The following is a 26,447-nucleotide window of genomic DNA, read 5'->3' on the forward strand; positions in this document are numbered from 1 at the left end:
AAGCGACGGGTTGCGCTTTTGAGAATCTCCGGATGATCGGCGGTATGTCCATTCGCCTTCCCTCATCAGATCACCGGTAGAGACCATGAGCGCTTTCAACAAAACCTTTCCCACCATTGATTACAAGACCCAGTACCAGCTTGGCCTTAATGAGTCAGATTACTGGCTGATCGTAGATCTCTTCTGCGGTGGAGGCGGCGGTTCTACCGGTCTGGAAATGGGTTTGGGGCGCCGGGTAGATATCTGCGTCAACCATGACGAGGCGGCCATCTCGCTCCACACTGCCAACCATCCATACGCCACTCACTACCAAACCGATGTATGGGGTGTTGACCCAGTAATGGCCTGCGGAGGAAGGACTACTGGCTGGCTCCACGCTTCGCCTGACTGTACTCATTTCTCTCAAGCTGCAGGTGGCCAACCTAGATCCAAGGAGATACGCGATTTGCCATGGGTAGTCGTGAAGTGGGCAGGCAAAGTGAGGCCGTTGGTCATCAGCGCAGAAAACGTGAAACAGATTTTGGGTTGGACCAATCTGGTTGCCAAGCGCTGCGCTCAAACAGGCCGTGTTGTTAAACTTGATGGTTCAATTGCAGCACCGGGAGAAGTGGTTCCTCGGAAAGAGCAGTACCTGATTCCCGATAGTGGTAAACCCACTGGTAACGCCCTACATCGGCGTAAGCAAAGCCGCAAATATCGCCGTCACGGGTCCCCGGTTAATCGCACCTGGAATCACTTTATTCGAAGCCTGAAAGCGCTGGGTTACAACGTTGATTGGCGGGTTTCTCGTGCCTGTGATGATGGGGCCCCTACCATTCGCGAGCGCATGTTCCTAATCGCACGATGTGATGGTCATCCTATTGAATGGCCCGAGGCATCTCACGCAAAGCATCCGAAAAAAGGACAGTTGCCCTATCGCACCGCCGCAGAATGCATCGATTGGAGCAATCTAGGCCAAAGCATCTGGGGACGTAAGCGCCCTCTGGTGAAGTCCACCAATGTCCGGATCGCCACCGGCATCGAACGCTTCGTTGTAAATGGACGGCCTTTCATTCTCCCTGCTACCCATCAGGGGAGCGTGCGCCTTCACGATGTTGACGAACCTATGCGGACTGTCACTGGCGCAAACCGCGGGGAATTGATGGTTGGTACTCCGATCATTGCCCCATTTCTCACAGAGCATGCCAACGCATCTCAGCAAAGAAACATGTCGGCAGAAGAACCCCTTCGGACGATCTGTGCCCAAGTCAAAGGGGGGCACTTCTCTGTCGTGGCCCCTATCCTGGTGCAGGCAAATGGCGGCAAAAACACCACCCCTGCTCACCCCGTTTTCGCGCCATTCAGCACCATCACCGGCTCCGGCAGCCAACAGCAGTTGGTAACGGCAAAGCTGGACAGCCATGACTTCCAAAACCAGCAGTTCAACAATGACCAGATCAACGCTGCGCTGCGCGTCGCTGACTTCATGCTTGAGCATGGTACACGCGGACCTGAATCAACAGTTCTTACCGTTGAGGAGAGGCTCGATCTGGTTACGGTATTCGTTGACGGCGTCCGGTACCTAATCGTTGATGTATGCCTACGCATGCTCGATGCTCGCGAGCTATACCGAGCGCAGGGCTTCCCTGAAAACTACATCATCGACCGCGGCCACGATGGTCGGAAGCTGAACAAAACTCAGATGTGTAAGATGGTCGGCAATAGCGTATCGCCATTGCAGTTGGCAAGGATCGCAGAATTTAACGACCCGTGGAAATCACGTCAGCAGGCGATGCTCGCTGCATAGACAGGAGACTCAAATGAACGAGGTGGTAGAGCTGAGCAGAGATGAACTCTTTGCCCTTTCCGTGCGGTTTCGAGAGGCAGTCGAGAAAGTCCTGAGTGAACTACCTCGAGTCCCCAGCAACCTTGATCGTTTTCCGAATGGCTGCTGCGGTCAACTTTCGTGGATGCTAGGACAAATCCTCAATGACCAGTTTGACGACCGAGTACTTTACGTATGCGCCAATCATTGCGAGGGAAACGGAAGTCACGGTTGGCTACGATGTAGAAATATCGTGATCGACGTGACAGGTGATCAGTTCACTGGCAGGCCAGCTGTCTACGCTGACGTGCCAGACTCCTGGTTTGACCAGTGGGAAATCGATGAGCCTTTGGTTGGCCCAGCGTCATACGAAATGGGCTACGACCTGGATGCTGACAGGGTTTATGAAAGAGTCTGCACCCTCCTAAATAATTAGAAATTTTGCGCTGGGGCGCTGGGCGATTCATGTTGACGATCATTCAGTAGCTCGGCACATGGGGCATTACAGCTCAACGTTAGCCGTGCCTACTGGAGTCAACTGATGCACCCCTTGCAGCGCATCAGAACCACAAATGCCGAAGTCTATTGGCTATACCGACTTGCACTCCCCAGAATCGCAGGGGAACGGTAAGCCATATTGAACGATCGCGGTACCAAGGTTTTCTTCCTATTTGTGTTCATTGGCGATGACTTGCTGAGCCGCAGCCCGAAACCTCGCGAGCTCCTGGCGCTGCGTCGACAGTCGCGCTTTCACCTCGTCAATTTGCAAAAGCGTAAACGGACTCTTGAGCAGTGCTACCCCTGGCATCGTACTGGGCAGCCTCGAGGTCAACGCAGCCACGAAGCGGGCGCGTTTAGGCGCATACCAAGCTGCATAGTTCTCACCATTCAAACCACTCTTGCCTTGCTCGCGGTAGATCGACTTCGAATCACCTACGGCAACGTCCACCATCTTGTGGCACTCCAGCGACTCGTAAACGTAGCACCCCAGTCGAACATCTCCGGTCAGAAGCCCTTGTCGTAGCGCAGCAACCTCGGAGGTTCCTAGGATGACGCAACAACCAAACAGCACGCATAAAGCACTCATCGCCAAATTCCGATTGACCAGTTGCAACAGCGCGAATACCAACATCAGTCCCCCGACCATCATCCCGTGCCATTGGGCACCAACACGTGGTGACAGGAACGAAACATCCCACATTTCAGTTTCTGATACGGGTATCTCAAGTGCTAACCAGACTCCAGAAATTACACACGCAACAAGGTACAGAATGGTGAGGAACAGTAGGCCGGCAACAGCCATCCCCACCTTTGATTCCGTCGGCGGTGTCTTGGAAGCAACAGCTGTGTTGGGCGAAATAATATTTGAGCTCATGGGCTGCTCCTATTGGTGGGAAGGAGCGTTCATTTTCTGCCCATGTGCCTTAAAGGAATGCCAAGTTGGACCCGTGATTAGGTGTGGATTACTTACCGCCTCGGGTTGTCCGATGGGCGCGACCATGCACCTTAACGAGCCGTCTTGGACTTGGAGTAAAGGAGCCAGTTCTTCACAGAAAATCAAGCCCGCAGGCCTGGCCGCTGCTGCAGTGGATCAAATCGGAGAATCAACAAACTTTTCCAATGATGCTCAATTAGGTGTCCTATTCAAATGAAGCACCCGCCGTAGTCCTGCATGTTGATAATGCTTTCATCATCTGGATGTGATTCGACATCTAAAGTCATTGACCTACCGCCGACCCCTGCCCCCTTCCCCATCGAGGTGAGTTCACCAGCGCTGCGCACTTTAAAGCCTTCCAGCGGACCGGCCATGAGAGCGCTCGCCACCTCTTCGTGAACCAGGTTATTGGGGAACAACACCGGATAAGCGACCGAAAAGCCCCCTTCGTCATCACGGATGAACATCACATATTTCATGCGACCTGAGCCTCTTCTGTCTCTGCAGCATTCTTACTAGCATTTTGAGAGGCCTTCTCCTCCGCTTTCTTGGCCTTCTCCTCAGCTGCCTTTTCTTTTCTCTCGATTTCGTCGAGCAGGCCCTGCAGAAGCAACCGATTTTTCTCACTCAATTGCTCGAACGCCGGATCCTTCGAAATGTTCTTGGCAGCTTCGTACAAGGGCTTTGACTGGCTTTTCACGACCTTGTCCAGTCGGCCACCTGGAATGTCTGCCTTGGTGACCTTTTTCTTGCCTTTCTTGACTGAGGTCGCCAGGCCTTCCTGCAAAATCTTCACAGCATCACCGCGATGTTTGCGCATCACTTCCAGCGCCAACCCGACAGAGACTTCGCCCTTCTGAAGCATTTCAATAATGGAGAGAGGCGCGGCAACCACTTCGAGTAGTTGTTCGACATAGACCGGGCCAAAATGAAGCCGCTCGCCAATTCGCTCTGCCGACCACCCATAACTGAGAAGACGCTTTGCTACCAAGGCTGTTTCGAAGGTACTTAGACGACGGCCTTCGTTGTTGGCCACCAGACCAGCAACAATGTCCTCAAGGCCGATCCCCTTTGTCGGAAGGGTCACAACCGGAAAGTTAGTAATCGGCGCCCCTTCGCTCAATGCGAGCTTTAGAGCCTCGATACGGCAGTGACCGTCGCTGACGTAAGCAACAGACCCTCCCTCTTCCTCAACGATGAAGACCTCAATCGGCTTGCTCGACTTGAAGCCGATTTGCTTCATGCTGTCGGCGAGCTCCCGGATGTGCTGGTCCAGACCAGCGTCTCTGACTCGAACGTTGAGCCCCTCCATTACACGCAGCTTGCTGAGCTCGGATACCGCCGGCATCCACAAATCACGCGACTTGGCCCCCATGCCTTTCTCCATCGCGCCCTTGATAGAGCCGAAAAGAAAGTCGACGCGCAGTTCGCTTGGTGGGATATCGGCCTGGGTGAGCTCGAAAGATTGCTCCGGCATTTGAGTCTGAGTCATGGCTGGTCTCTCATTCCTAAGATTATGGATGTGGGCGTCATCGCCTCTCATGTGACCCATAGTAAGGAAGCTCGTGATAATGCAACCCCTGCATTGAGCCGCAGTTTGGGCTCAATCCAACACAGTTCAGTGCAGACAGCCCATTGTGGGCTGGCGGCATCAGACACACCGGGTCAATTACCGAAAGGTCGCCGAAGGTGCATCGTTATAAGAGCTGACTATGGGGTAAGCCAGCCAAAAGATTCTTTTGAGTGGGGATCGTCCCATTTGCAGGTACGGACCAACTATTTGCATGCCGCGCATTTTGAGAGAATCAGCTCCTCATTTTTGACGCCACAGAGCCCCCCCTCCCATGCTCTACATGCTTTCCTGCTTGGTAATTTCCTTGTCCTGCCTTTTCGGACTGTTCAGCCATATGAACCGGCTGATTGAGCACGCCCAAAATAATGGGACCTCACGCCCCTCCCCTCTGACGACTCTTATCCTGGGCTTGATGCTTTTCGCGACGAGTGCACCGATAGCGCTGACAATTCTCTCCGACCAAACGATGACTTTGGATGCAAGTTACGGACGACTCTCAGTGCATCTTTTGGCAATGGGCGGCGCCTCGGCAGTCGGCTGGGGTGTTTGGAAGCTCTATTTAGCCTTCAAGGTTCAGAGTGCTGGCTTCTGGAGTGCCGGGCACATCATTTTGCTGATGACTGCTGGCGGCGTCTGCTTGATGTCGGCAGTTGAACATTTATCGTTCTATCGCAGTAGCTCAGATGGTTGGGCAAACCTCGAGCTCATCAAGGAGATTTCGCCGATTTCAGACATGGCAAACTGCGATGCTTCGATCGTCCTGGTACGAAACAGCGATACCGGAGCAATGGAGTATCGGTGCCCAACGATCATGATTGTTAACCGTCATTCCTCTCAACCATTTGTGCCCTGGCCGGACTACACCGAGGGGAGCAGCCAGCAACTCGGCGATGCCATTCGAGATATCAAATCCCAAGCGACTGTGCCTGACCAATAGAACTCCACCAGCGTCAACTCTCAATGTCCCAGCTCACCGCTGGGATTTCTTACGGTCCGAACCGGTCATCTTCCGCTTATATAGCTACCATAATCTCCGGAACGGACATCAGAGGGCCACTTAAAGATTGCTCGATGACGGCCGATAACAGTAAATGCCTTCTACTAAGCATCAAAAAAATAAAGGCATATATTTAAATGTAATCCCGACTTGAGCGGGGTTGCATATTGTAAGACGGGATTTAAATTAGTTTCGTAAGCAGCGCCTAACAAGCTGCGAAGCTAAGAATCACCTTAAAGGAGCTACATGGATGAAAAACAAAGTAACGATCGCCCTGGCACTTCTCATCAGTGTTGCAGCATGCGGTGCTTCCGCAGGAACCGGAGGCAACGGCAGCGGCAACCCAAAGAACGACGCAGGCCATCCTACCAAGGAACCTATCGCCCATTACATTTGGAAAGAAGGCAAGCTCGTACCAAACCCAGAGCGCTCGGAAAACACGGCTAAGCCTGTCGAACAACAATCGGCAAGCATTGATGTAGAGAAACCTTAAATACTTCAAATGAATAAAGCAGCTTCGGCTGCTTTTTTCACATCACTGAATAAGGATTATTGCGCGTTAGTCGCCAGTGTTTTAATTAGTTGCCATTGGGCTGTGCGATAGGTTGATAAGGAGTAACCAATGCAGAATAAGCGCTACCCGCTGTTGATTGAAGGGCAAAAATATTCCCCACAAGATCAATGGCAAGAAGCGTTCGCACCTCACGTGGAAGAGCTGAGCGAAGCCTTGGGCTTTGTGGAAGCTCGTTGCCTATGCCTTGAAGACAGCCACCTGGCGCCAAGCATAATGATCAGGCGACGGCCAGAGCGCTCAGGCTATGCGTACATTCGTGCCCCAGGCACCGGTAATCTTCATGCCCCAAGTTGCGTCTTTCATTCTCCGCATCAAAACCTCAACGGCCTTAATAGTTACAACTCAAATGCAATGAAAGAAACGCTGGAGGGAACTATTTGCATCAACCTCAGAAAAAAACTAAAACAATCTCCTGATGCGACTCATCAGTTGTTTGATGATGCAGAGCAGTCAAAATTAAGAGCTTTCGGTTTAAAGGGGATCCTCCACCTCATTTGGTCAGAGTCGCGGCTCAACTTATGGTTCGACAATGTTAAATGCCAACGACGCCTTGGGATGGTCAATTTAGCGATCAGGCAGGTTGCGGCTCGAATTATCAGCCAAGACACCCCTCTTGACAGAAATTTACTTTTACACGCTCCAATAGGAAGCCAACAGGAGCAACTCAACAACGACGTAATCAACTCGTCACTAGCAATCAACAGCAAGACTTTACTGATTGCGCCACTAAGGCCATACAACTCGAAAAAATATGATTCAAATGTATCAAAACTTCCAGTAGTTGGAAATTTCGGTTTCTCGGCGATTTTTATTGGTACACAGCACTGGGAGCACTTCGTGAAAGAGTATCCAAACGAAGTTAAACTTTGGAAAGAGGGGCACACTGTAATTGCGCTCGCGCGCCTTGCAACGAAAAACAACGGGACTTTTAATATCGCGCAGGTTCGAGATCTGGCGTTGATGGCTGTAAGCGAAGCGTGGATACCTATCACCTCACGTTCCGATCTGGCAAACGAGTCAGCTCTCAGAGCTGAGCGCGTGAGTTTTATCAAACCTCTACGATACGACGCCCCTATCGACCTAGAAATACCGGATTTCCTTATGGGGTTGTGCCGAGATAAAGGAAATTTAGGACATTCGTTCTGTAAGCCATTGTAATTTCTGTATTTTTTATTGATTAGATTTTCTGCTTAAGCCAATGCCCAAAGAGCTGTCATTCCGTATCTAGCTATGGCTTGCGCCGCAGTAACGAGCCCGCCGCGTTCTCCTCGAAGGCTCTCGCCTCTTCGATATAGCCGTGGACGGTGCCGTCGTGCCGCCAGCCACCCTGCCGTTTAATTTCCAGAAAATCCGCCCCAGCCCGATGGGCGCTGGTGGCCAGTCCACGGCGCAGACTGTGGCTGCTCATCTCGGGCACATACGACAGCCCTGCTGCTTCGGCCCGGGTCGCCAAGATGGTATTCACGCTACCCTCGTGCAGCGCCACCTCGCCGAGTACTCCCCAGCGACTGATGCGCCGGAACAGTGGCCCCTGCTCGATCTGAGCAGCATCCAACCAGCACCGTAGGGCCCTCGCTGGGCAGCAGACGCTGTCGCCGTACGGGATTGCCTTATCCAGTCCTTCTCCACCCTGATCGGTTTTGGAGCGCGGCAGCGTGATCTGCAGTCCCTCCCGCTCCCACTGAAGATTTTCCACCTCCAGCGTGACCAGTTCGCTGCGCCGGAACGCGCCGAAGTACCCCACCTGTAGCAGCGCGCTGTCACGCCGGGCGGCGAGCCCTTCGAGGGTGTCCAGGTGCGCCACGATGCGTTCAAGATCCTCCAGCAGCAAGGCCTTGGCTTTTTGTCGAGGCCGCCCGTGGACTCGCTCAATCCCGCGCAAGGTCTTGCGCACCGTGGCGCTGGCTGCTGGGTCGGGAAAGCCCTGATAGCGGTGCCATTGCGACAGTGCGGTGAGGCGCAGCGCCAAAGTGCGTGGATTCAGCACGTCCGCGAAGGCCAGCAGGTAGCGAATCAGCGCCACTTGATCACACGGCAGCACGCCGCCCCAGGCCTGAAAGTGGCGGACGGCCGAGCGGTAGGTGCGCCGGGTGTTGTCGGTGGTCGCAGCCGCGAGAAAGCGTTGATGTTGCTGGGTCAACTGCTCGGGGGTGGTGAGCGTACCGGGGGTACGCGCCGACGCCGCCGCTTCGTCGAGCAGTACCGAGGGGGCTGCTTTGTCGTGATTGCTGGCCGTCATCGCGAAGCGCCTGTTGAGGCCGTGTGTACTGCGGAGTATAGGAGCGAACGTCGACCGTGACGACGTAACTCGCGATAACTGAGCTTATCGTGGGTGAGTTGGCAGTCTCGCCGGGCTTAACTATTCTGTACTTAAATCGAGGTATTACGTTGTCCATAATACGGTACGAAAAAATCCGAGGTGTGCATGGCCCGTTCCGGCGTCCTTTATGTGCATGTCGCCCATGCGGCGGCCCGGCTCGTGGCCGAGGGCCACATCCCGACGATCGACGGTATCCGCGCGGATTTGGGCGGGACCGGTAGCAAAAGCACGATTGCCCCCTTGTTAAAACGCTGGAAAGCCGCGCACCCAGGCACGGTGGCACAGGCCGAACTCGGACTTCCGGCCGAACTGGTCCTGGCGGTGAAAGGTGTGTACGAAAAAGTTCAGGCGGAGGCGGCCCTGCAAGTCGAGCAGGCGGAGCAGCTGCATCAGGCAGCCGCCGCCGCGTTGCAGGAGCAGTTGCAGCAAGCGTTCGTGGAGCACGACGCGTTACTCACCGCTCAGGAGCAGCAGGCCCAAGTGCTGGCAGTCGCCATTACGCGCAGCCAAGGGCTGGCTGAAACCGTGCAGCGTCAGGAGGTGGTCTTGGCCAGCCTGGGCAGTGAAAAGCTCGGCCTCGAACAGCGCTTGACTGACCGCGCCTGCGAGGTGGCCTCACCGACCCAACAACTGCAGCAAGCACGGGTGCAGTTTGAGCATTACCAGGTATCGGTTGCTCAGCAATGCGCCGATGAGCGCCAGAGCGCTGAACAGCGCCACCAGCGTCTGGAACACGAACTGGCTGAACTCCGGCAACATCTGCTCGTTCAGCAAACCCAGCTGGGTGAACTGCAGGCACAGGAGCAGCATCAGTCGCAAGACATCGAACACTTACAGAGCACCCTGCTCACGGCCCAGGAAGCGCTCACCCAAAGCCGCAGCGCGCATGAGCATGTGGCACTTCAACTCACTGAGTTGAAGCAGATGCATCAGGCACTGGAACAGCACCATGGTCATGGCACGCAGTCTTTGGCTGAGGCGCAGACGAACCTGGCCGTGATCGAGCGAGAGCGAAGCCTGCTGGCGGAGCGCTTAACTCAAACTGAAACCCAATTGACCGAGTTGACCACAGAAAAACAGCTCCTCCAGCAAGACAAAGCGGTGTTATCCAGTCAACTCGCGGAGTTCAGGACGCTGACGCTGAGCCCACCTAGGGGATTTTGAGGTTCTGGACGACCAGGGCATCGCCAAGGAAGACTATTTACTCAGCCTTGGCGCAGCCGGAGTCGTTGCTATTGGCAACGGCAACAATGATTGTCACATGCTAGACAGAGCGGCTCTGGCGATCGCGGTCATTGGCGGGGAAGGCGCTGCAATGAGCACACTGACCAAGGCAGATATGGTCGTGCAAAGCATCCAGGTGGCCCTCGACCTGTTGTTAGAACCGCGCCGCATCGTCGCGAGCCTCAGGACATGAGTTCGATAGCAACGCTGCGGGAGCCCACTGCTCTCACTCAACGAATGAATGCCTTGCGTCCGGTGAAGCAACGGAAAATCTGCCGTCCGAGTAAGGGAAAGTCCAGGCTTCGCTCACATAATGGCCAGATAGACCAAGAGCAAAGCTCCCAGAATTGCGGTGATGACATTGATGCTCGGCCCCGAGTTGACGCTGTAGCCCTGCGGAATTTCAACAGGTTTGAGCGTCTTGATCACCTTTCGATATTGCCAAGATGACCAGCATGCAACCCATGACCCTAGCAATAGAAAACCTAACCCGATCCAAAAAGAAAAGCGCGTCTCTGGGCCTTCCCGAGGTACCGGGCTGCAACAAATGCAGCAGCAGCCCCGATCGTTCAATCACAAAGCCAAATGCCATGAGTGAAAGACTGGTTCGATTCCAGGCCAGCAATGTTCTTTCGGCAGCAAAAAAACTCTAGGATCATTGAGGTCAGACATTCAATATTTCCAGGCTAAAAAGCATGTTGAATTACGCTCTATACAATTGCATTCGTGGTTAACCGAATGTTGACCGATTTAACGTAGAGGCGCGGACTTCAAAGCGGTGCCTTTGTTTATATACAGCCTGGCCCCATAGCGCCAACCGACTGACGGCAGTGGCCCTCGACGTGCTGTTTCCTTTCAGGGGGGAACCAGAAAAAATAGTTCACGCGCAAGGATGTCGCCGTGAATTATAAAAAATTATTAATAACAAATGGTTGCGAGTGAAGTGAGTTAATTTCCCCCTTATCTCGGCATAACCCCCTGATGACTTGACTCAACCTCCGCACAATTTCCCATAACGCGGCCCCCCCTTTCAAGAGCGGTCACACTAACTCAGCGTGTTTGTGTAGTCGCCGTTACCAAATATATGCCATGGCGTTCACTTGAAAGTACTGTGCAGTTATTAATTTCATGAGTTCATGTTGATAAGCGGCAATGGAAAAGTAGCTAGCATGTCTACTCCACCAATTTTCCCCAGTTTACGATATGTTCTATGTTACTGTTGCAACAGATAAGTATTCGACCTGACATTTACCCGCACAAATACATATCTTTTTTTGTAACAAACCAGCCTTGAATGTCTCTAAATAACAGAAATGCGGTAATGCTAATTGATTGTATAAATTCAAGAGTGAGAGGAGGTTCCGACAACGCAGGCATCTCCGCCCTAGGCACAGGGACGTGCCAACCAATTTTGTAGCGTGCGCTTAAGCCAAACCCAATAACTTGTACTACATATAGGAAGATAGTGAATGGCCGTTTTTTTTAGCATATGGTGCAAACCAGCTATTTTAAGTGGGGCAGCTTGGGTCGCACTGGCTGTCGGTACAGTGCTCAATCTTATTAACCAAAGCGATGCAATTTGGAACAACCAAAATATTTCCTGGTGGAATTTTCTGCTAAATTACGCTGTACCCTTTACAGTATCGAGTTACAGTGCGGCTCGACACGAACAAAAAGCACGATCAAAAAGCCGTCTATAATTCATAGTAGAATTTTAAGGTTACACACATGCTCCGTTCTATGTAGATAGCATTGAGCAAATGGACGGGGACTATCGGCCTGAAGTAAACAGCAGTTTTTAACGGCCTCGCTGTTTGAGATTTAAAAATGCCGACTTAATCGAAAGTCAGACCTTTCCTCCTCTCAATGCGCTGTTTTTTGCGGAGTAGCGCCTTTTCAGGGCTCATTGTCCGCGTCACAGGCACGCCTCGCCTGCATTCAACAGCCGTTTTCGCATCATCCACAGGCTCGACAAGGAAAGCAGTGTGGTCTGCTGCGGGGTATTTTTAACCAAGCCTCGGAAGCGGACTTTCGTATAACAAAACTGGCGCTTGATCACCAGGAATGGATGCGCACCTTGGCCTGGACTTGAGCTTTCGCGTATTCGATTTTGCGTCGCATACGACCTGTTAGGTTCCTTTTTCACGCGTCTTATAGCTGCTGGGCCGCGCTGCAATCGACCAGTTCATCTAGCGATGTTGATGCTCCACACGCCTCTCTACGCCGGTGTAACTGGCATCGCCAGAGACGTAAGTTTCCTCGCCGTGCTACAACTGATTGACCTGTGTAACGTGCGCCACATTCGCCGCCGTACCCACCAGGTTATGTACCAAGTCGGATTCGGCCTCGACACCGATGTGCACTTTCAACCCGAAGAAATACATTTTTCATTCGTCTGATGCATTTAGGGGACGCGTTTGCCGTCCTTGTTCTTGGTCGAACTTGGCGCATGAATGATCGTCGCATCGACTACAGTACTTTGGCGTAGCAGCAAACCGCGGTCGCCCAAAGAGCCGTTGATGACCTGCAAAATCATGTTGGCCAGTTCATGCTTTTCCAACAATCGGCGGAAGTTGAAGATCTCGGTTTCATCCGGAATCCGATCCAAATGAAGCTGGGCAAACTGGCGCAGAATCGCGGTTTCATAGAGGGCCTCTTCCCTCGCCGGGTCGCTGTAGCCGAACCAGCTTTGCATCAGATGATGCCTGCAACATGAGCATCAACGGATACGCCGGACGACCGCCTTCACCCTTCAGATAATGCGGTTCGATCAACGCAATCAGGCCTTTCCAGGGCACGATCTGATCCATTTCAATCAGGAAACGCTAGCGGCGCGCCTGCTTACGTTTGCCCGCGCATTAGGCTTGACACAGCGAAGTTTGTGACGCACCCAGCCGTCCAGCTCCCCAAGTGGCCGCTTGCTCTGACTTAGCTTGAAATAGCCTGCCCAACCACGCAGTACAGGTTTATTCGCTCGATGACAGTCGCCATCTTGCAGCCCCGTAATCGACGCAGCAGGTCTCTGAGCCGGTCACGAAAGCGACCCAGACTCATAGTCGCCACTCTCAGACTCGGCTGTTGATGCCAGCTCATCCCATAACCCAGATAGCCGCAGACCCAAGGTCGTGCCACGCGGCTCTTTTCCCGGTTCAGCGTCAGTTTCAATCGCTGCCTCAGGAACCGCTCGACGCCTGCCATCACGCGCTCTCCAGCACGATGACTGTGCACATAAATGATCACATCATTGGAATAACGCACAAAGCGATGGCCCCGACGCTCCAGCTCGCAGTCGAGTTCGTTGAACAGGATGTTCGACAGCAACGGCAAGAGGATGCCTCCCTGCGGGGTTCTGGCATGGCTGGGGAATAGCTGCTTTTGGTAGACATAACCAGCCCGGAGCCATTTCTGCAAAATCGCCTTATCCATGGGGATGTTGGCGATCAACCAGTCATGGCTGATATTGTCGAAACAGCCTTGAATGTCGCCCTCTAACACCCACTCCGCGTTTGCTTTTCGTGACAGCACACCAAAGCACTGTGCGGCGGCATCCGCAGTTGAACGTTCCGGCCTGAATCCATAAGAGTTCGGATCGGCGGTGGTTTCCGCTATTGGTTCCAGAGCCAGCAAATGAAGCGCCTGCATGGCTCGGCATTTCATCGCGGGAATTCCGAGAGGTCTAGTCTTGCCATTTTTCTTCGGAATGAGGACTCTCCGAAGCGGAAGCGGCGAGTAGCCTCGTCGCTTCAATGACGCTATCGCACCGAGCTTGGCTCTCGGTGTATTCCAAGTGACCTTGTCCACACCGGGGGTATTTTTGCCTTTGTTTTCAGACACTCGTTTCACGGCTAAAGCTTTGCCGCTAAACGAGTGAGTCAGCTGCCATTGCAAGGCTCTCGCTTTGTTATGCCTGCCGTCTTGTACAGCCTTCACAATACGCGCTTGCAGCCCTCTGACACGACGTTGTGCGGCGATCCAATCGATGCCGTCCCACGACGTGCCGGATGGTGCACACGCCAATGCTGCTGCGTTCATTTGCTCTCCTTCCGTTGAAAGGGTTCTACATACTCTCTTGTGAGGAGAGACCATGAGGACGTCTGCCCGCTTTCGCGTGAAGTGATGTTTCAACTTCTATCCAACCCATTACAGGATGGCGTTCGCTTTTTCCTCGTTCCTTCGCCCGCACCGCCATGAGAGTTTTTACAAACGGCTTTCCCTGACGGGAGCGATACGGGATTTCCACGTTCCGCCTACTGAAGTGCGTCGGGTTAGGTGCCTGCTATCGACCGGGAGGCATGTGGGTCACGAGTGCGCAGTCGAAAGACGCAATTCCCACCTCCATTACCGTTTTGGTTCGAGCGTGTAAGCCATTTCCGCTCGCTCAACTTAACGATCGTTGCGCAGATTCACATGCGTTCACCATACCGACTATCTAGCCCTTGTCCGGCTATGGCTGCCAGAAGGGTACGCCTCTCACGATTGATACCCCGCACCTTGCGGTGCCTCGTTCCGTTGTCGAAGGCGCTCTTGATTCAGCCTTCTAGATTCACCCGGTGACACGGGTGGTTCCCGCAGAGGGGAACAACTTCATTAAGCGACTTCGTGTCGCACCTCGCACCAGTTGTTATCAATGGGTACGGCCCCGTCATCAAGGTAGCGCGACAGCGCTGCCCAGCGTTTCAGGCTGTAATCCAGCGCTCTACTGATAGCCGAACCTTCGGGCACTAGATCGCGCTGGGCGATCATCCAGGTATGCAGCATATCCATCACCGGCACGGCTTTTTCTTGCCGTATTCGACGGCGTAACTCCGGTTCCAGGCCGCGGACTTCACTCTCGACTTCGTACAGCAACTGAATGTAGCGCAGGGCTTGCTCGGCGAGCGTGCTCTTGTTGGTGGCGTGTAGTTCGAAGAACTTGCGCCGCGCATGGGCCATGCAGCCGATCTCGGTGACGCCGAGTTCAAAGCTGGCCTTGTAGCCGCCATTATGTTTTGCAACTCATAACGCGGGTTATGTTGCGGCGGGAGTTATGTTGTGATGGTAAAAGGCGCCGCCTCCAATCGGGAGGTCGGCGCAAAAAGTGGCACATAAATTCATGCTACAACCCTCGCATGAACGCCATGAGAGACGCTGAATTCGGTCGCAGGCGCACAGCCTCAGGCACATTTGTGACGTCCAAACATGCAAGAGCCTTGGCCTTCATTTCGAGATCGACTTCCGCGTAGATGTGGGTCGTGTCTAGGGAGACATGCCCGAGCCAAGCCCGAATTGTATTGATATCGACCCCGGCTCTTAACAGGTGAACGGCAGTCGTGTGTCGAATAGTGTGCGGGCTGATGCGCTTGCCTTGCATGGAATCAACCCGCTTGCCGGCTGCTCGTCCATACACCGACACAACGCGATGTATGCCGAATCGAGTCATAGGATTCCCGGCACGACCTATGAATACGCGATCCTCTGTTCTGCGTTCGACGATGAGTGCCCGCAGCGCGGTAGCTGTTACTGGCCACAGGGGGCATACGCGCCATTTGTTTCACTTACCCAGAATGCGCACGGAGGGTGAAGTCCCAAGTTGCAAATTACCAACGCTGAGGCAGGCAGCTTCGTCAGCGCGGGCGCCGGTGTTATATAGGAAAAGCAAAATCGCATAGTCCCGTGCACCCTGGCTCGTAGCCCGATTAGGTGCCCGGAGCAGAGCTTCTACTTCTGGTTTGTCGAGGTAGTTGATGACTGCCTGGGTAGTTTTTTTGAACGGGATAGAACGGATCTCTGTGCACCACGCCAAATGCTCTGGCGATCGCATAGCAATGAAACGCCCTAATGAATGAATCGCGCAGAGCCGCTGGTTGCGCGTGACGATGCCACAACCGCGCTCGTGTTCGACGTGTACAAGGAATGCACGCACGATGGCGGACGATATGTCGAGCACCGACAAATGGTCGATTGCCACCGAGGCTCTTCGACTGACAAATGGAAGCAGGAGCGTCAGCGTGTCGCGGTAACTGATCTGAGTGTTGTGGGAAAGGTTACGCTCGGCGACCAGATACTCCAACAAGAAGCGACGTACCCATGCCCCGAGGAGATTTCGGTCATTCATGATCAATCTCCTGGCCTGAATAAATGGCAAATCGGCGACTCGCTTCGTGCAACAGTTCGGGAGTCATACGCAGATAGCGCTGGGTCGACCTTATGTCGACATGCCCCAGATACGTTGCCAATTGCGGCAATAGCCGCTGTACGTCCTTACCGGCGCGATACCATCCCAGTACACGATGAACGGCGGCTGTATGCCGCAGATCATGGAGGCGCGGAGGCCGTAGTTCGCCAGTCGGGCGAGCAATACCGGCAGCCAAACGAACGCGTTGGAACAGAGTTATGACGTATTGGTAGTTCAGACGATGGCCAGTACGAGTGCACAGCAGGGTAGAGTCTTGGCCTAGTGGAAGTGCTAGCGCGCAACGTTGTCGTAGATAGACTCGCAGTTTCGATGCCAGTCTGGGCCCAATCGGCACCAGTCTTGTCTTATAAAACTTTGTGTCACGAACGGTGATGATTCGCTGCTCGAGGTCGACGTCACAGAGGTTTAGTCTGATTGCCTCTCCGACGCGCAACCCGGCACCGTAAAGGATCAGCAAGAGGGTTCTGTATGTCGCAGCTTGAAGGCGACTGAGCGAGGTACTCAGTATGACGGTGGCATCTAACAGGTGCTGTATTTCTGTGGTGGCATAGACATAGGGAGTCTGTGCCGGTGGAAGTTGTGGTGGTCGTTCCGGCAGGGGCGAGATCGTTGTGTGGCCACGTGCGATTGCGAAGCGATAAAAACTAACAAGTAATCCTCGCTTCGTCTTCCACGTAGCGCTCAGCTCACCGTGCCCGTGCAGAAATACGGCTACTGCCTCTGGAGTAACTTCGGGGAGCGGCAGGTTTCCAGTCTCACGTGCAAACTGACGCAGCACTCTGACACTGCTATTCAGGCCCACGCCTTGGGCACGACGGACAGCCACGTAGGCATTGACTACGTCCAAGGTTCTCATAGCAGGTCTCCCAGGTCGAAGTCACCGACTTCACGTAACGAGACCAGATCAACCTTGGTGTACGTCATTGTCGCCGATGTACTGCGGTGGCCAAGGTGGTCGCCAATCTCCTTGAGGCTCAGCCCATTGGCGAGCAGCCTGGCCGCGCATGCATGTCGAAGCGCACGCGGCCCCAAATGTGCAGCTTGTATGTTGAGCAGACGCAATCTGCCGCTGACGATGTTGTATAAACCAGCAGCGGAGATGGGGATTCGCGGCGCCCGAGTTCGGATGAATATCTCAGGGTGCAGTACCTTCGGACGCACTGTGTCGACATATTGCGCTAATGCCTCAGCCACTGTGAACGCCAATGGGTAAACCTGTGGCTGACGGCGCTTCAATCGCCAAATACGCAATTGGCCAGCAGCCCAGTCGATCTGATCCAACCGGAGTGCGGCAACTTCTCCCCGGCGTAAACCGTAGACGGCAAAAAGCATCAGGATGGCTCGATCGCGCACATCGCGTTCAGAGCTTGAATTTGTAGTTGCGAGTACTCGCTGAACATCCTCCCAGCTCAGTGCATAGGGAAGTGACTCTAGGGCGTAATGTCGCGGGGCGTGGATCGAGTCGGCCAATGCACTGCTGCATGCTCCCTGCGTTGCCGCGTAGCGCAGGAATACCCGCAACATTGTTGCGACGTGCCCTGCCGAAATTCGCGACCACCGTTGCGCACCGTAGGTGATGAAGTAGGCATCAATATCCTCGGGCCTAAGCGTCGAAAATCTGCGGCCTGTGTTGAAGCACCAGCGCAAAAAGGTTGCCGCTCGACTGCGCCATTGACTAATGGTACATGGTGTCAAGCCGCGTTCATCCCGCATCCACGAGACGAAAAGCTCAAGATTCTCCTCGAATGGAATCGTCTCCGTTGGCTCTTGCCACCAGCCCAGGAACTTAAACCAAGGTCTTGCGGTGTTTATCAACGTCGTAGCAGTTGCAGGAGAATTGGCCGGCAATGGCCCTTCGTGAATGATCTGGTGCAGCCGTGACGAATTGATTGCATTGATGTCGCTTGGCTGCACCCGCTCGGCAATCCAAAGCAAGCAGCACGCCTTCAAGTAAAGGGAGGCATGCGTACAGCCCTGCTCAGCACAGTGTTGTAGGTATCGCTCGCGTTCAGCGGCCAGCGATCCGGCACGATGGCGTTTACAGGCAGCGTTTGAAGAATAGATATTCTCGAACATGGCTGACACTCCAGGTGAGGTCTACCAAGGCGCTGCAATTTATGTTGCGTCAATCGCCTATCGACAACAGAGAAACTGCCTATTCGCCCGGTCGGGATCACATAACTCAGGCCGCAACATAACCAGCGAAATCATCACAGACCAGCTTGCCCTTCCAGTCTTGCAGGAAGTTGCGAGCATGCTCACCGGCGCGGCTGGGGCTGAAGTCGTAAACGACAGTGGCTGTTTCGCAGAACTGGCTGGTGGCGTAGGCCCAGACATAAGAACGGTGAGTTTTCTTCGAGCCCGGAGCGAGCATTTGTACCGGTGTTTCGTCGGCGTGGATGACCTGCTGCCCGAGTACCACGTCGCGCAGCGCATCGACCAGAGGCTGCAACTGAACGCCAGTCGCGCCAACCCATTGGGCCAAGGTGGAACGTGGAATTGCCAAGCCAGCTCGACCAAAAATCGACTCTTGGCGGTAAAGCGGCAGATGGTCGGCAAACTTGGCGATCATGACGTGGGCAAGTAGCCCGGCAGTCGGGATGCCCTTATCGATGACCTGCGCCGGAACCGGCGCCTGGATCAGTGTTTCGCAGTCATCACAGACCCATTTACCTCGGACATGGCGCTCGACCGTAAAAACGCCAAGCGTGTAGTCCAGTTTTTCGCTGACGTCTTCACCGATACGCTTGAGTGCACAGCCACATGGGCAATGAGTGTTGTCCGGTTCGTGATGGATCAGCGTGCGTGGGAACTCCGGCGGCAACGCCGTGCGCTTAGGCTTTTGCTTTTTCTCGGTCGCAGGTGGAGCTGTTTGCAATGCCTGAAGCTCAGCCTCAATCGCCGCGATATCGGTATCGATCAGGTCATCGAGCAAGCTGGCCTGGGCCGGATTCAACTGCTCGCTACACTTGGCAAACTTCAAACGCTTGAGCTGTGCAATCTCGTGGCTCAGTTTCTCGATCACCGTTTGGTCGCGGTGGATCTTCTTACCCATGGTGTCGACTTGCGACAGCAACTGCGCTGCCAGGACACGCAGTTGGTCAGGGGACATTTGGTCAAGATTGGGCGAAGGAGTCATGCCCCGAATTTTGCCAGAGCAGGCAGTTCGCGGCGATAGACCGATAGGCTAATGGCAGCCGTTAAAGCAGTGTGATCGCGCCGCCGGAGCCCGCGCGTTGCCATGGCAGGCCCAGCACCAGGGCCTGAAGTTGCTCGGCATCCAACTCGAGTTCAGAGCCTTGTCGAATGCCTGGCCAGTGAAATTTACCTTGATTCAATCGGCGAGCCGCCAACCAGACCCCGAAGCCGTCATGCACCAGAACTTTCATGCGCGTGGCTCGGCGGTTGGCGAACAGATAAGCACAGTGCGGCTTCGCCGCACCGAACACCGCGATCACTCTGGCTAACGCGGTCTCGGTGCCTGCGCGCATGTCCATCGGCTCGGTGGCGAGCCAGATGGAGTCGATGCGGATCATTGGGCGAGTCCACGGATGAATCGGGCGCACCCTTCGGGATCGGAAGTTGGCCACGTCACCGTGAGCGTTTGCTGGCCGAGCAGTAATTCAATGATCGCCAACGCTTCGGTCTTTCGTTTTGGTTCTACTTTCAGAGGAATGAAAGCTGGCAGCGCGACTGCCTGCTGGTCACGATAAAGCGGTATCCACCGGCGAACGACATTGGCGTTGATGCCGTGCCTCATCGCAATAGCCGCCACGGAGACACCGGGCTGTTCGCACTCTTGGACGACTTGGGTTTTGAAGGCTTTCGGGTAGGACTTACGTTGGCGCATGGCGATCCTGACGTTAAGGGTAATTGCGTCGCTTAATATGCGGACACAATCGCCCTTATCGGCCGGGCTCGGAAGGTGTGTTCACCGGCCCCTTACAATTTTGGGGCGTGTCTCACTTGCTGACTCAACTCAACGCCATCGAAGTCTTGAAGATTTAGCGGGGCTACTTGGTCAGCCAGAATCAAGGCAAGCATTAGAATAGTAAAACCTACTAATACGGGGAATGAGCCACACCAGAAGACGATGCGTCGGTGGCGCTGGCGCTGGTATGCATTCATTTTGACAGCCCCTTTCTCAAACCACCGTATCTCTCCGATTTAAGAAATACGATGGTCAATCCAAGAGATATTACCTGACTACGACGGCCCCTACGAGGGTGCTGCTGCGGCGTAGAACTATAACACCACCAATCGCAGCCAGGATCGAACCGATCAATACCCCGACTTTGACTTCATCAATCAAATGAGCTGATCCGGCGAATGCCTGGTTGCCAATGAACAGGTTCATGGTGAAACCAATGCCGCCCAACAACGCTGCGACATAGAGCTGCGTCCAGGTGCTCCCTTCCGCCAACTTGGCCAGCCCCAGACGAATGGCCAGAGCAGCCAGTAGGAAAATACCGACCTGCTTGCCCACCAACAGCTCCAGAGCTACGCCCAGTGGAACCGGATCGACCAGGTTCTCCATGGAAATACCGGTCAATGAAGCGCCCGCGTTGGCGAAGCCAAAAATCGGAACCACTGCGAACGCTACCCACATGTGCAGCTTTTCTTTGAGTAACAGCAGCGGAGACCGCGCTTCTTCTGGCCTGCCCATGGGGATGCACAGCGCCACGGTGACACCTGCCAGCGTTGCATGCACGCCCGATGTAGAAAGAAGAACGACAACACGCCCCCGACCAGGAGATAGGGGAACAGCCGTCTTACACCCAGTCGATTCAGTGCGATCAGAATGACCAGGGTCGCGAGCGAGGCCAGCAACATCGGCATGTAGTATCAGGTCATTACCAAACAGAGCTGGTTGGTCAGTTTGACCTGAAGTAAGCCTGAGCTGATCGCTAACACCACGCCGACGCAAGAGTTGGCTACTCTCTGTCGCAGAGATCATTGCTGCTCGCTTACACCGTGGGTGTTTAGACTATTAATAACCCTCAGCATCCGGCTGGAGGCCGCTCCCCCAATTTTGGAGCAGTAAAGCAGACGTTGTACCGATTATGCTCATTGTGATCGGTGTCTTATACGTGATTCGAGAGCACTTCAACCACGTTTGTCCGTATTTGCCCTGTCTGATTCTGCTTATCTGTCCATTAAAGCATTTTTTGGTCATGGCGATCAGGCAGCAACCAACAAGGACGAAAAAGGGGAATAGCCATGCCAGCCACACCGAGCAACCACGACCACCGTCACGCCCATGCTACCTCACCCAATGACGGTGATCTGCGTGACCCGGTGTGCGGCATGGCTGTTACACCCCCATTCAAGTATGGCGAGCTCTATAACGGACAGACTTATCAATTTTGTAGCCTGAAATGCCAAGATAAGTTTAGAGCAGATCCTGAGCGCTACAGTGGTACTCATCCGATAGCAGAACCGAACGTCACCGCTCCAGAGCCTGCGGTACAAGCGGCCACTGAGTTCACCTGTCCTATGCACCCGGAAATACGCCAGCCCGGTCCCGGTAATTGCCCTAAATGTGGCATGACATTAGAACCGGTCATGCCCGCACTCGATGAAGATGAAAACCCCGAGCTCCGGGAGTTCACCCGCCGTTTTTGGTGGTCGATGCCACTAACCGTGATAGTGACCGTGCTCGCTATGGCGGGACACTCGTTACAACTCTTCCATGGTTCGATCCAGAACTGGATCGAGCTAGCGTTGGCGACACCGGTGACCTTATGGGCAGGTTGGCCTTTTTTTGTAAGGGGCATAGCATCTGTTGGAAATCGCAGTCCAAACATGTGGACTCTTATTGGTTTGGGTACCGCCGCAGCCTATCTTTACAGCGTCGTGGCAACGTTATTTCCTCAAAGTTTCCCCACCACCTTCATGCAAAATGGACGCATCGGCGTCTACTTCGAAGCTGCGGCGGTCATCATCTCGCTTACTTTGCTTGGGCAGATTCTTGAGCTCAAAGCCCGATCGCAAACCTCCGCCGCCATTAAGTCCCTCCTCGGCCTATCTCCCAAGACAGCACGCAGGATCAACGCCGATGGCCAGGAGGAAGACATTCCTCTCACCCATGTTCACTTGGGTGACCATTTGCGGGTCAGACCAGGTGAAAAGGTGCCAGTTGATGGCTCAGTACTGGAGGGTGAAAGTGCAGTGGATGAATCCATGCTCACTGGCGAGCCTGTGCCGGTAATGAAAAGAGCTGGAAATAGCTTGATCGGCGCCACGCTCAATACCCATGGCAGCTTGGTAATGGAGGCGCAGAAGGTCGGCGCCGAGACCATACTTTCACAGATCGTACAAATGGTCGCTCGGGCTCAACGCTCCAAAGCACCAATGCAACGAATGGCCGACTCGATTGCCGGCTACTTTGTGATGGGTGTTATCACGATTGCGATACTGACACTCATAGGCTGGGGGCTCTTCGGCCCGGAACCCAGCTGGGTCTTTGGTCTAATTAATGCTGTCGCCGTGCTGATCATCGCTTGCCCCTGTGCATTGGGTCTTGCGACGCCCATGTCAATCATGGTTTCGACGGGTAAAGCAGCCAGCATGGGGGTGCTATTCAGGGATGCCAGCGCCATCGAAAACCTTTGCAAGATCGACACATTGATTGTCGATAAGACAGGCACCCTTACAGAGGGGCGGCCGGTGTTTCACAGCGTGGAGGCCACACCTAATTTCAACCCCAGCGATGTTCTTCAACTAGCAGCCAGCCTTGATCAAGGCAGCGAACATCCCCTGGCTCATGCCATCGTCGATCACGCCCGAACCGAGAACATTGCGCTCACCAAGCCTGAATCCTTTGACTCTGGTTCAGGTATTGGGGTCAGTGGCCTGGTTGATGGCAAGAAGATTCAGCTAGGCAATACCGCGTTGATGGGAGCCGCCGGCGTGAGTACCAAGGCCTTACAAGACCGTGCAGAGTTGTTACGCCTTGAAGGCATCAGCATTATCTATCTCGCTGTTGACGGGGTATTGGCAGGGTTACTGGCGGTGTCAGACCCGATAAAACCGACCTCCAAAGAAGCAGTCACCAAGCTCAAGGCTGATGACATTAAAATCATCATGGCTACTGGAGATGGGCTCACCACCGCTCGAGCTGTCGCCAGGGTAATGGGTATTGAAGAGGTTCATGGTGAAGTAAAACCTCAGGACAAGGAACGCTTGGTCGCTGACCTCCAGCAATACGGCCGGAAGGTTGCCATGGCTGGCGACGGAATCAACGACGCACCGGCCCTGGCGCGAGCAGATGTGGGCATCGCCATGGGGACAGGGACTGACGTTGCGATGAATAGCGCGCAACTCACGCTGGTAAAAGGCGACCTGATGGGAATTCTACGAGCACGGGCACTTTCAGTTGCAACAGTAAAAAACATGCGGCAAAACTTGGGTTTCGCCTTTCTTTACAACTCGATGGGTATTCCCCTCGCCGCAGGTCTGCTCTACCCACTGACGGGACATCTCCTGTCGCCAATGATCGCCGCCATAGCCATGAGCATCAGTTCTGCATCTGTAGTTTTCAATGCATTGAGACTGAGGAATACCCGAATAGATTGAGCTTCATCGATGCTCGTAGCCAAAAATAGATAACTCTTAACCTTGCTGTTGTGTAAGCGTTAATTGTTTAAGCCAATCAAGCACTGATCCGAAAGAGGATGGCGGGCAGACGTGACCGTGTCCGACTACTCGACAATCATATCCGGTCACTGGCAATTGGACGTCACTATGTACGGTCTGCAATTATACTGTGTTAATGGCGGCCCTGATGATGCTGATCCCGTCGGTAGTTTCAACGGACATGATCCGTAAGCCTATCTGAAGGCATCCTCACGTTGCTGCAAACGCAAAAAATCGTATGCGTCCGGCCAAGTCATCTACCCGGCCCCGCAAAGCCAGGACATGGTGTGCACTTAAATTTAAGTGGACACCAGTTCTAGCCTTTTAAGCGGGTATTTCATGCAGCCGACACGCCGTTCGTATTCCAAATCCTTCAAGGCCCGGGTCATTCAAGAGTGTGTCCAACCCGGCGCTTCGATTGCCAGCGTTGCCCTTAGCCATAGCCTCAACGCGAACCTCGTCCACAAATGGATTCGGGTGCAAGCGCAGAAAAGCACGGCGCTCCAACCTGCATTCATCCCGTTGCCTATACACGAAACAGCCCACGGATCCTCAGCGAATATCAGCATTGAGATTCTGCACCCGCGCGGCACCGTCAAAGTGAACTGGCCAACCGATAATGCTGCTGCCTGTGCCGCATTCCTTCGAGACCTTTTGCGATGATCCGCATCGACGCCATCTGGCTTGCCACCGAGCCCATGGACATGCGCGCCGGAACTGAAACGGCGCTGGCCAGAGTGATCGCGGTGTTCGGTGCGGCGAAGCCGCACTGCGCCTATCTGTTTACCAATCGCCGTGCGACTCGGGTCAAAGTGCTGGTACACGATGGGATTGGCGTCTGGCTGGCGGCACGTCGCTTGAACCAAGGTAAATTCCATTGGCCAGGTGTTCGGCAAGGCAGTGAATTGCAGTTGGATACAGAGCAACTTCAGGCCCTGTTGCTTGGCCTGCCTTGGCAACGGGTTGGCGCTGGCGGTGCAATCACGGTGCTTTAGAAACTGTAATTAGCATCTTGGTTTGCTGTCGCAGACGGTCTGCTTTGGTAAAATCCAAGGCATGACTTCCTCGCCTAATCTCGATCAAATGACTCCCGACCAACTGCGTGCATTCGCTGCGCAATTGCTGTCGCAAGTCGAGACCATGGGCAAGAAGATCAACCGCGATCAAACGGTGATCGAGAAGCTGACCCACGAGATCGCACAGCTCAAGCGTTTGAAGTTTGCCAAGCGCAGCGAGCAGATGAGTCCTGATCAGGCCAGCCTGCTTGATGACCTAATCGATACTGATATCGCGGCGATTGAGGCCGAGCTTCAGGCGTTGCAAATAGCACCAGCAGCGACCGAGGAAAAGCAAAAGCCCAAGCGCACGGCATTCCCGGCAGAGTTCCCACGCACGTTGATCCATCACGAGCCGGACAACACTCACTGCCCATGCGGCTGCGCACTGAAGCGCATCGGTGAAGATGTCAGTGAAAAGCTGGACTACACGCCGGGTGTGTTTACCGTTGAGCGCCATGTTCGTGGCAAGTGGGTTTGCGATGACTGCGAAACGCTGATCCAGGCGCCGGTGCCGGCGCAGGTCATCGACAAGGGCATCCCGACGGCCGGGTTACTTGCTCACGTCATGATTGCGAAGTTCGCTGACCATCTTCCGCTTTACCGTCAGGAATCGATTTTTGGTCGTGCCGGCTTGGCGATTCCACGCTCCACGCTGGCTCAGTGGGTTGGCATGACAGGCGTGCAGTTGCAGCCCTTGGTCGATGCCTTGCGGGACGTAGTGATCGGGCAACAGGTCATGCACGCGGATGAAACACCCGTGCAAATGCTTGCTCCAGGCTCGAAAAAAACTCACCGATCTTATGTTTGGGCGTACGCCACCAGCCAGTTCTGCGAGACAGCCGCTGTTGTCTACGACTTCAGCCCCAGCCGCGCCGGCGAGCATGCTCGTAACTTCCTGCAAGGCTGGAAAGGCAAGTTGGTCTGCGATGATTTTGGCGGTTACAAGGCCAGCTTCGAACTCGGCGTGACCGAGATCGGCTGCATGGCCCATGCCCGGCGCAAGTTCTTCGAGTTGCACGCAACCAACAAGAGCCAGATCGCCGAGCAGGCCCTGCGCTACATCCAGCTGTTGTACGAAGTCGAGAGCGAAGTGCGCGACCTGGAGCCGAATTTAAGGCGCCGAATACGGCAAGAAAAAGCCGTACCGGTGATGGATAGGTTGCATGCCTGGATGATCGCGCAGCGTGATGTTGTGCCCGAAGGGTCGGCTATAAGCAGAGCACTCGATTACAGCCTCAAACGCTGGGCAGCGCTGTCGCGCTACCTCGATGACGGGGCGGTTCCCATTGATAATAATTGGGCGGAGAACCAGATCCGGCCATGGGCTCTTGGACGCAAGAACTGGCTCTTCGCCGGGTCACTACGCAGCGGAAAACGGGCTGCGGCGATCATGAGTTTGATCCAGTCAGCACGGCTGAATGGCCATGATCCGTACGCCTATCTAAAGGATGTTCTCACGCGCCTGCCGACGCAGCGGGCGAGTGAAATTGAGCAGTTGCTTCCGCATAAGTGGCAGCCGGTTTAATCACGCAAGACGTGATGCCCGGACGCATACAAAAAATCAGTCGAGTAGACGAGTTGTTGCCACATAAGAGGCAGCCGACGTAATAACGCAGAGTAGCTTCGCCGCTCGCGTACCATTAGTTAAA

At 54.3% G+C, this 26,447-nt stretch carries 22 protein-coding genes and 5 pseudogenes; 11 read left to right on the forward strand and 16 right to left on the reverse strand.

Annotated features, from left to right (window positions below):
* The first annotated feature begins 85 nt into the window (after positions 1 to 85).
* The gene (locus AC07ZE_RS29275; protein WP_082631583.1) at positions 86 to 1,786 is read left to right on the forward strand and encodes a DNA cytosine methyltransferase; all 1,701 of its coding nucleotides are present in this window, start codon (positions 86 to 88) and stop codon (positions 1,784 to 1,786) included.
* A gap of 685 nt (positions 1,787 to 2,471) precedes the next feature.
* Here AC07ZE_RS29275 and AC07ZE_RS29280 read toward each other — a convergent pair.
* The 3 genes from AC07ZE_RS29280 to AC07ZE_RS29290 all read right to left on the reverse strand — a co-directional run bounded on the left by AC07ZE_RS29280 (position 2,472) and on the right by AC07ZE_RS29290 (position 4,731).
* The gene (locus AC07ZE_RS29280; RefSeq protein WP_057977926.1) at positions 2,472 to 3,179 is read right to left on the reverse strand and encodes a hypothetical protein; all 708 of its coding nucleotides are present in this window, start codon (positions 3,177 to 3,179) and stop codon (positions 2,472 to 2,474) included.
* 269 nt (positions 3,180 to 3,448) lie between these two features.
* The gene (locus AC07ZE_RS29285; RefSeq protein ID WP_125919894.1) at positions 3,449 to 3,718 is read right to left on the reverse strand and encodes a hypothetical protein; all 270 of its coding nucleotides are present in this window, start codon (positions 3,716 to 3,718) and stop codon (positions 3,449 to 3,451) included.
* Positions 3,715 to 4,731 (reverse strand): ParB/RepB/Spo0J family partition protein, encoded by a 1,017-nt coding sequence (locus AC07ZE_RS29290; RefSeq protein ID WP_057977929.1) that lies wholly within the window; start codon positions 4,729 to 4,731, stop codon positions 3,715 to 3,717. The genes AC07ZE_RS29285 and AC07ZE_RS29290 overlap by 4 nt, the downstream gene beginning before the upstream one ends.
* Before the next feature lie 352 nt (positions 4,732 to 5,083).
* On the opposite strand from AC07ZE_RS29290, the gene AC07ZE_RS29295 reads away from it, so the two are divergent.
* The 3 genes from AC07ZE_RS29295 to AC07ZE_RS29305 all read left to right on the forward strand — a co-directional run bounded on the left by AC07ZE_RS29295 (position 5,084) and on the right by AC07ZE_RS29305 (position 7,541).
* Positions 5,084 to 5,749 carry a hypothetical protein gene (locus AC07ZE_RS29295; protein ID WP_057977931.1) on the forward strand — a complete coding sequence of 222 codons (666 nt, stop codon included), beginning with the start codon at positions 5,084 to 5,086 and terminating at the stop codon, positions 5,747 to 5,749.
* 310 nt (positions 5,750 to 6,059) lie between these two features.
* A complete protein-coding gene (locus AC07ZE_RS29300; protein WP_057977933.1) occupies positions 6,060 to 6,302 on the forward strand; it encodes a hypothetical protein in 243 nt (80 codons plus the stop codon).
* A gap of 129 nt (positions 6,303 to 6,431) precedes the next feature.
* Complete coding sequence (locus AC07ZE_RS29305; RefSeq protein WP_057977935.1) at positions 6,432 to 7,541, forward strand: DUF1173 family protein; 1,110 nt, start codon at positions 6,432 to 6,434, stop codon at positions 7,539 to 7,541.
* Positions 7,542 to 7,611: 70 nt separating this feature from the next.
* Here AC07ZE_RS29305 and AC07ZE_RS29310 read toward each other — a convergent pair whose 3' ends face one another.
* The gene (locus AC07ZE_RS29310) at positions 7,612 to 8,622 is read right to left on the reverse strand and encodes a site-specific integrase (RefSeq protein ID WP_082631584.1); all 1,011 of its coding nucleotides are present in this window, start codon (positions 8,620 to 8,622) and stop codon (positions 7,612 to 7,614) included.
* Positions 8,623 to 8,808: 186 nt separating this feature from the next.
* On the opposite strand from AC07ZE_RS29310, the gene AC07ZE_RS29315 reads away from it, so the two are divergent.
* A complete protein-coding gene (locus AC07ZE_RS29315; RefSeq protein WP_137807265.1) occupies positions 8,809 to 9,867 on the forward strand; it encodes a DNA-binding protein in 1,059 nt (352 codons plus the stop codon).
* 463 nt (positions 9,868 to 10,330) lie between these two features.
* On the opposite strand, the gene AC07ZE_RS29320 is transcribed toward AC07ZE_RS29315, so the two are convergent.
* Positions 10,331 to 10,519: a hypothetical protein gene (locus tag AC07ZE_RS29320; RefSeq protein WP_372242182.1), complete on the reverse strand. Its 189-nt coding sequence runs from the start codon at positions 10,517 to 10,519 to the stop codon at positions 10,331 to 10,333.
* An 877-nt stretch (positions 10,520 to 11,396) separates the two neighbouring features.
* Here AC07ZE_RS29320 and nrtS point away from each other — a divergent pair.
* Positions 11,397 to 11,627 carry a nitrate/nitrite transporter NrtS gene (nrtS, locus tag AC07ZE_RS29325; protein WP_087149572.1) on the forward strand — a complete coding sequence of 77 codons (231 nt, stop codon included), beginning with the start codon at positions 11,397 to 11,399 and terminating at the stop codon, positions 11,625 to 11,627.
* A 215-nt stretch (positions 11,628 to 11,842) separates the two neighbouring features.
* Here nrtS and AC07ZE_RS29330 read toward each other — a convergent pair.
* The 11 genes and pseudogenes from AC07ZE_RS29330 to AC07ZE_RS29380 form a co-directional block, all read right to left on the reverse strand.
* Positions 11,843 to 12,746: pseudogene (locus tag AC07ZE_RS29330) on the reverse strand (IS5 family transposase).
* Positions 12,743 to 12,934, reverse strand: a complete 192-nt coding sequence (locus AC07ZE_RS29335; protein ID WP_137808354.1) for a group II intron maturase-specific domain-containing protein — start codon at positions 12,932 to 12,934, stop codon at positions 12,743 to 12,745. The pseudogene AC07ZE_RS29330 and the gene AC07ZE_RS29335 overlap by 4 nt, the downstream one beginning before the upstream one ends.
* Complete coding sequence (locus AC07ZE_RS29340) at positions 12,856 to 13,959, reverse strand: reverse transcriptase domain-containing protein (RefSeq protein WP_238347454.1); 1,104 nt, start codon at positions 13,957 to 13,959, stop codon at positions 12,856 to 12,858. The genes AC07ZE_RS29335 and AC07ZE_RS29340 overlap by 79 nt, the downstream gene beginning before the upstream one ends.
* Positions 13,960 to 14,535: 576 nt before the next feature.
* A pseudogene (locus tag AC07ZE_RS29345) lies at positions 14,536 to 14,904 on the reverse strand (IS66 family transposase); the annotation flags it as partial.
* A gap of 118 nt (positions 14,905 to 15,022) precedes the next feature.
* A pseudogene (locus AC07ZE_RS29350) lies at positions 15,023 to 16,021 on the reverse strand (tyrosine-type recombinase/integrase).
* Positions 16,014 to 16,958, reverse strand: coding sequence for a tyrosine-type recombinase/integrase (locus AC07ZE_RS29355; RefSeq protein WP_137808348.1), 945 nt, complete (start codon positions 16,956 to 16,958; stop codon positions 16,014 to 16,016). The pseudogene AC07ZE_RS29350 and the gene AC07ZE_RS29355 overlap by 8 nt, the downstream one beginning before the upstream one ends.
* A complete protein-coding gene (locus tag AC07ZE_RS29360; RefSeq protein WP_137808349.1) occupies positions 16,955 to 18,178 on the reverse strand; it encodes a tyrosine-type recombinase/integrase in 1,224 nt (407 codons plus the stop codon). The genes AC07ZE_RS29355 and AC07ZE_RS29360 overlap by 4 nt, the downstream gene beginning before the upstream one ends.
* 109 nt (positions 18,179 to 18,287) lie before the next feature.
* Positions 18,288 to 19,241, reverse strand: a pseudogene (tnpC, locus tag AC07ZE_RS29365) (IS66 family transposase); the annotation flags it as partial.
* A 61-nt stretch (positions 19,242 to 19,302) separates the two neighbouring features.
* On the reverse strand, positions 19,303 to 19,638 hold the full coding sequence (gene tnpB / locus AC07ZE_RS29370; protein ID WP_137808350.1) for an IS66 family insertion sequence element accessory protein TnpB: 336 nt from the start codon (positions 19,636 to 19,638) through the stop codon (positions 19,303 to 19,305).
* Positions 19,635 to 19,952 (reverse strand): IS66-like element accessory protein TnpA, encoded by a 318-nt coding sequence (gene tnpA, locus AC07ZE_RS29375; RefSeq protein WP_137808351.1) that lies wholly within the window; start codon positions 19,950 to 19,952, stop codon positions 19,635 to 19,637. Before tnpA (AC07ZE_RS29375) ends, tnpB (AC07ZE_RS29370) begins: the two co-directional genes overlap by 4 nt.
* A 348-nt stretch (positions 19,953 to 20,300) precedes the next feature.
* A pseudogene (locus tag AC07ZE_RS29380) lies at positions 20,301 to 20,941 on the reverse strand (Na+/H+ antiporter NhaA); the annotation flags it as partial.
* Between the two features lie 224 nt (positions 20,942 to 21,165).
* On the opposite strand from AC07ZE_RS29380, the gene AC07ZE_RS29385 reads away from it, so the two are divergent.
* From AC07ZE_RS29385 to AC07ZE_RS29405, 5 genes are all read left to right on the forward strand, one after another.
* A complete protein-coding gene (locus AC07ZE_RS29385; RefSeq protein WP_305955759.1) occupies positions 21,166 to 21,381 on the forward strand; it encodes a DUF2933 domain-containing protein in 216 nt (71 codons plus the stop codon).
* The gene (locus AC07ZE_RS29390; protein WP_137808353.1) at positions 21,323 to 23,680 is read left to right on the forward strand and encodes a heavy metal translocating P-type ATPase; all 2,358 of its coding nucleotides are present in this window, start codon (positions 21,323 to 21,325) and stop codon (positions 23,678 to 23,680) included. The genes AC07ZE_RS29385 and AC07ZE_RS29390 overlap by 59 nt, the downstream gene beginning before the upstream one ends.
* Positions 23,681 to 24,079: 399 nt before the next feature.
* A complete protein-coding gene (gene tnpA / locus AC07ZE_RS29395) occupies positions 24,080 to 24,403 on the forward strand; it encodes an IS66-like element accessory protein TnpA (protein ID WP_011600737.1) in 324 nt (107 codons plus the stop codon).
* A complete protein-coding gene (gene tnpB / locus AC07ZE_RS29400; protein WP_011600736.1) occupies positions 24,400 to 24,735 on the forward strand; it encodes an IS66 family insertion sequence element accessory protein TnpB in 336 nt (111 codons plus the stop codon). Before tnpA (AC07ZE_RS29395) ends, tnpB (AC07ZE_RS29400) begins: the two co-directional genes overlap by 4 nt.
* Positions 24,736 to 24,796: 61 nt before the next feature.
* Complete coding sequence (locus AC07ZE_RS29405) at positions 24,797 to 26,323, forward strand: IS66-like element ISPpu19 family transposase (protein WP_138739459.1); 1,527 nt, start codon at positions 24,797 to 24,799, stop codon at positions 26,321 to 26,323.
* Positions 26,324 to 26,447: the final 124 nt, after the last annotated feature.

The organism is Pseudomonas sp. GW101-3H06 (genome assembly GCF_059424605.1).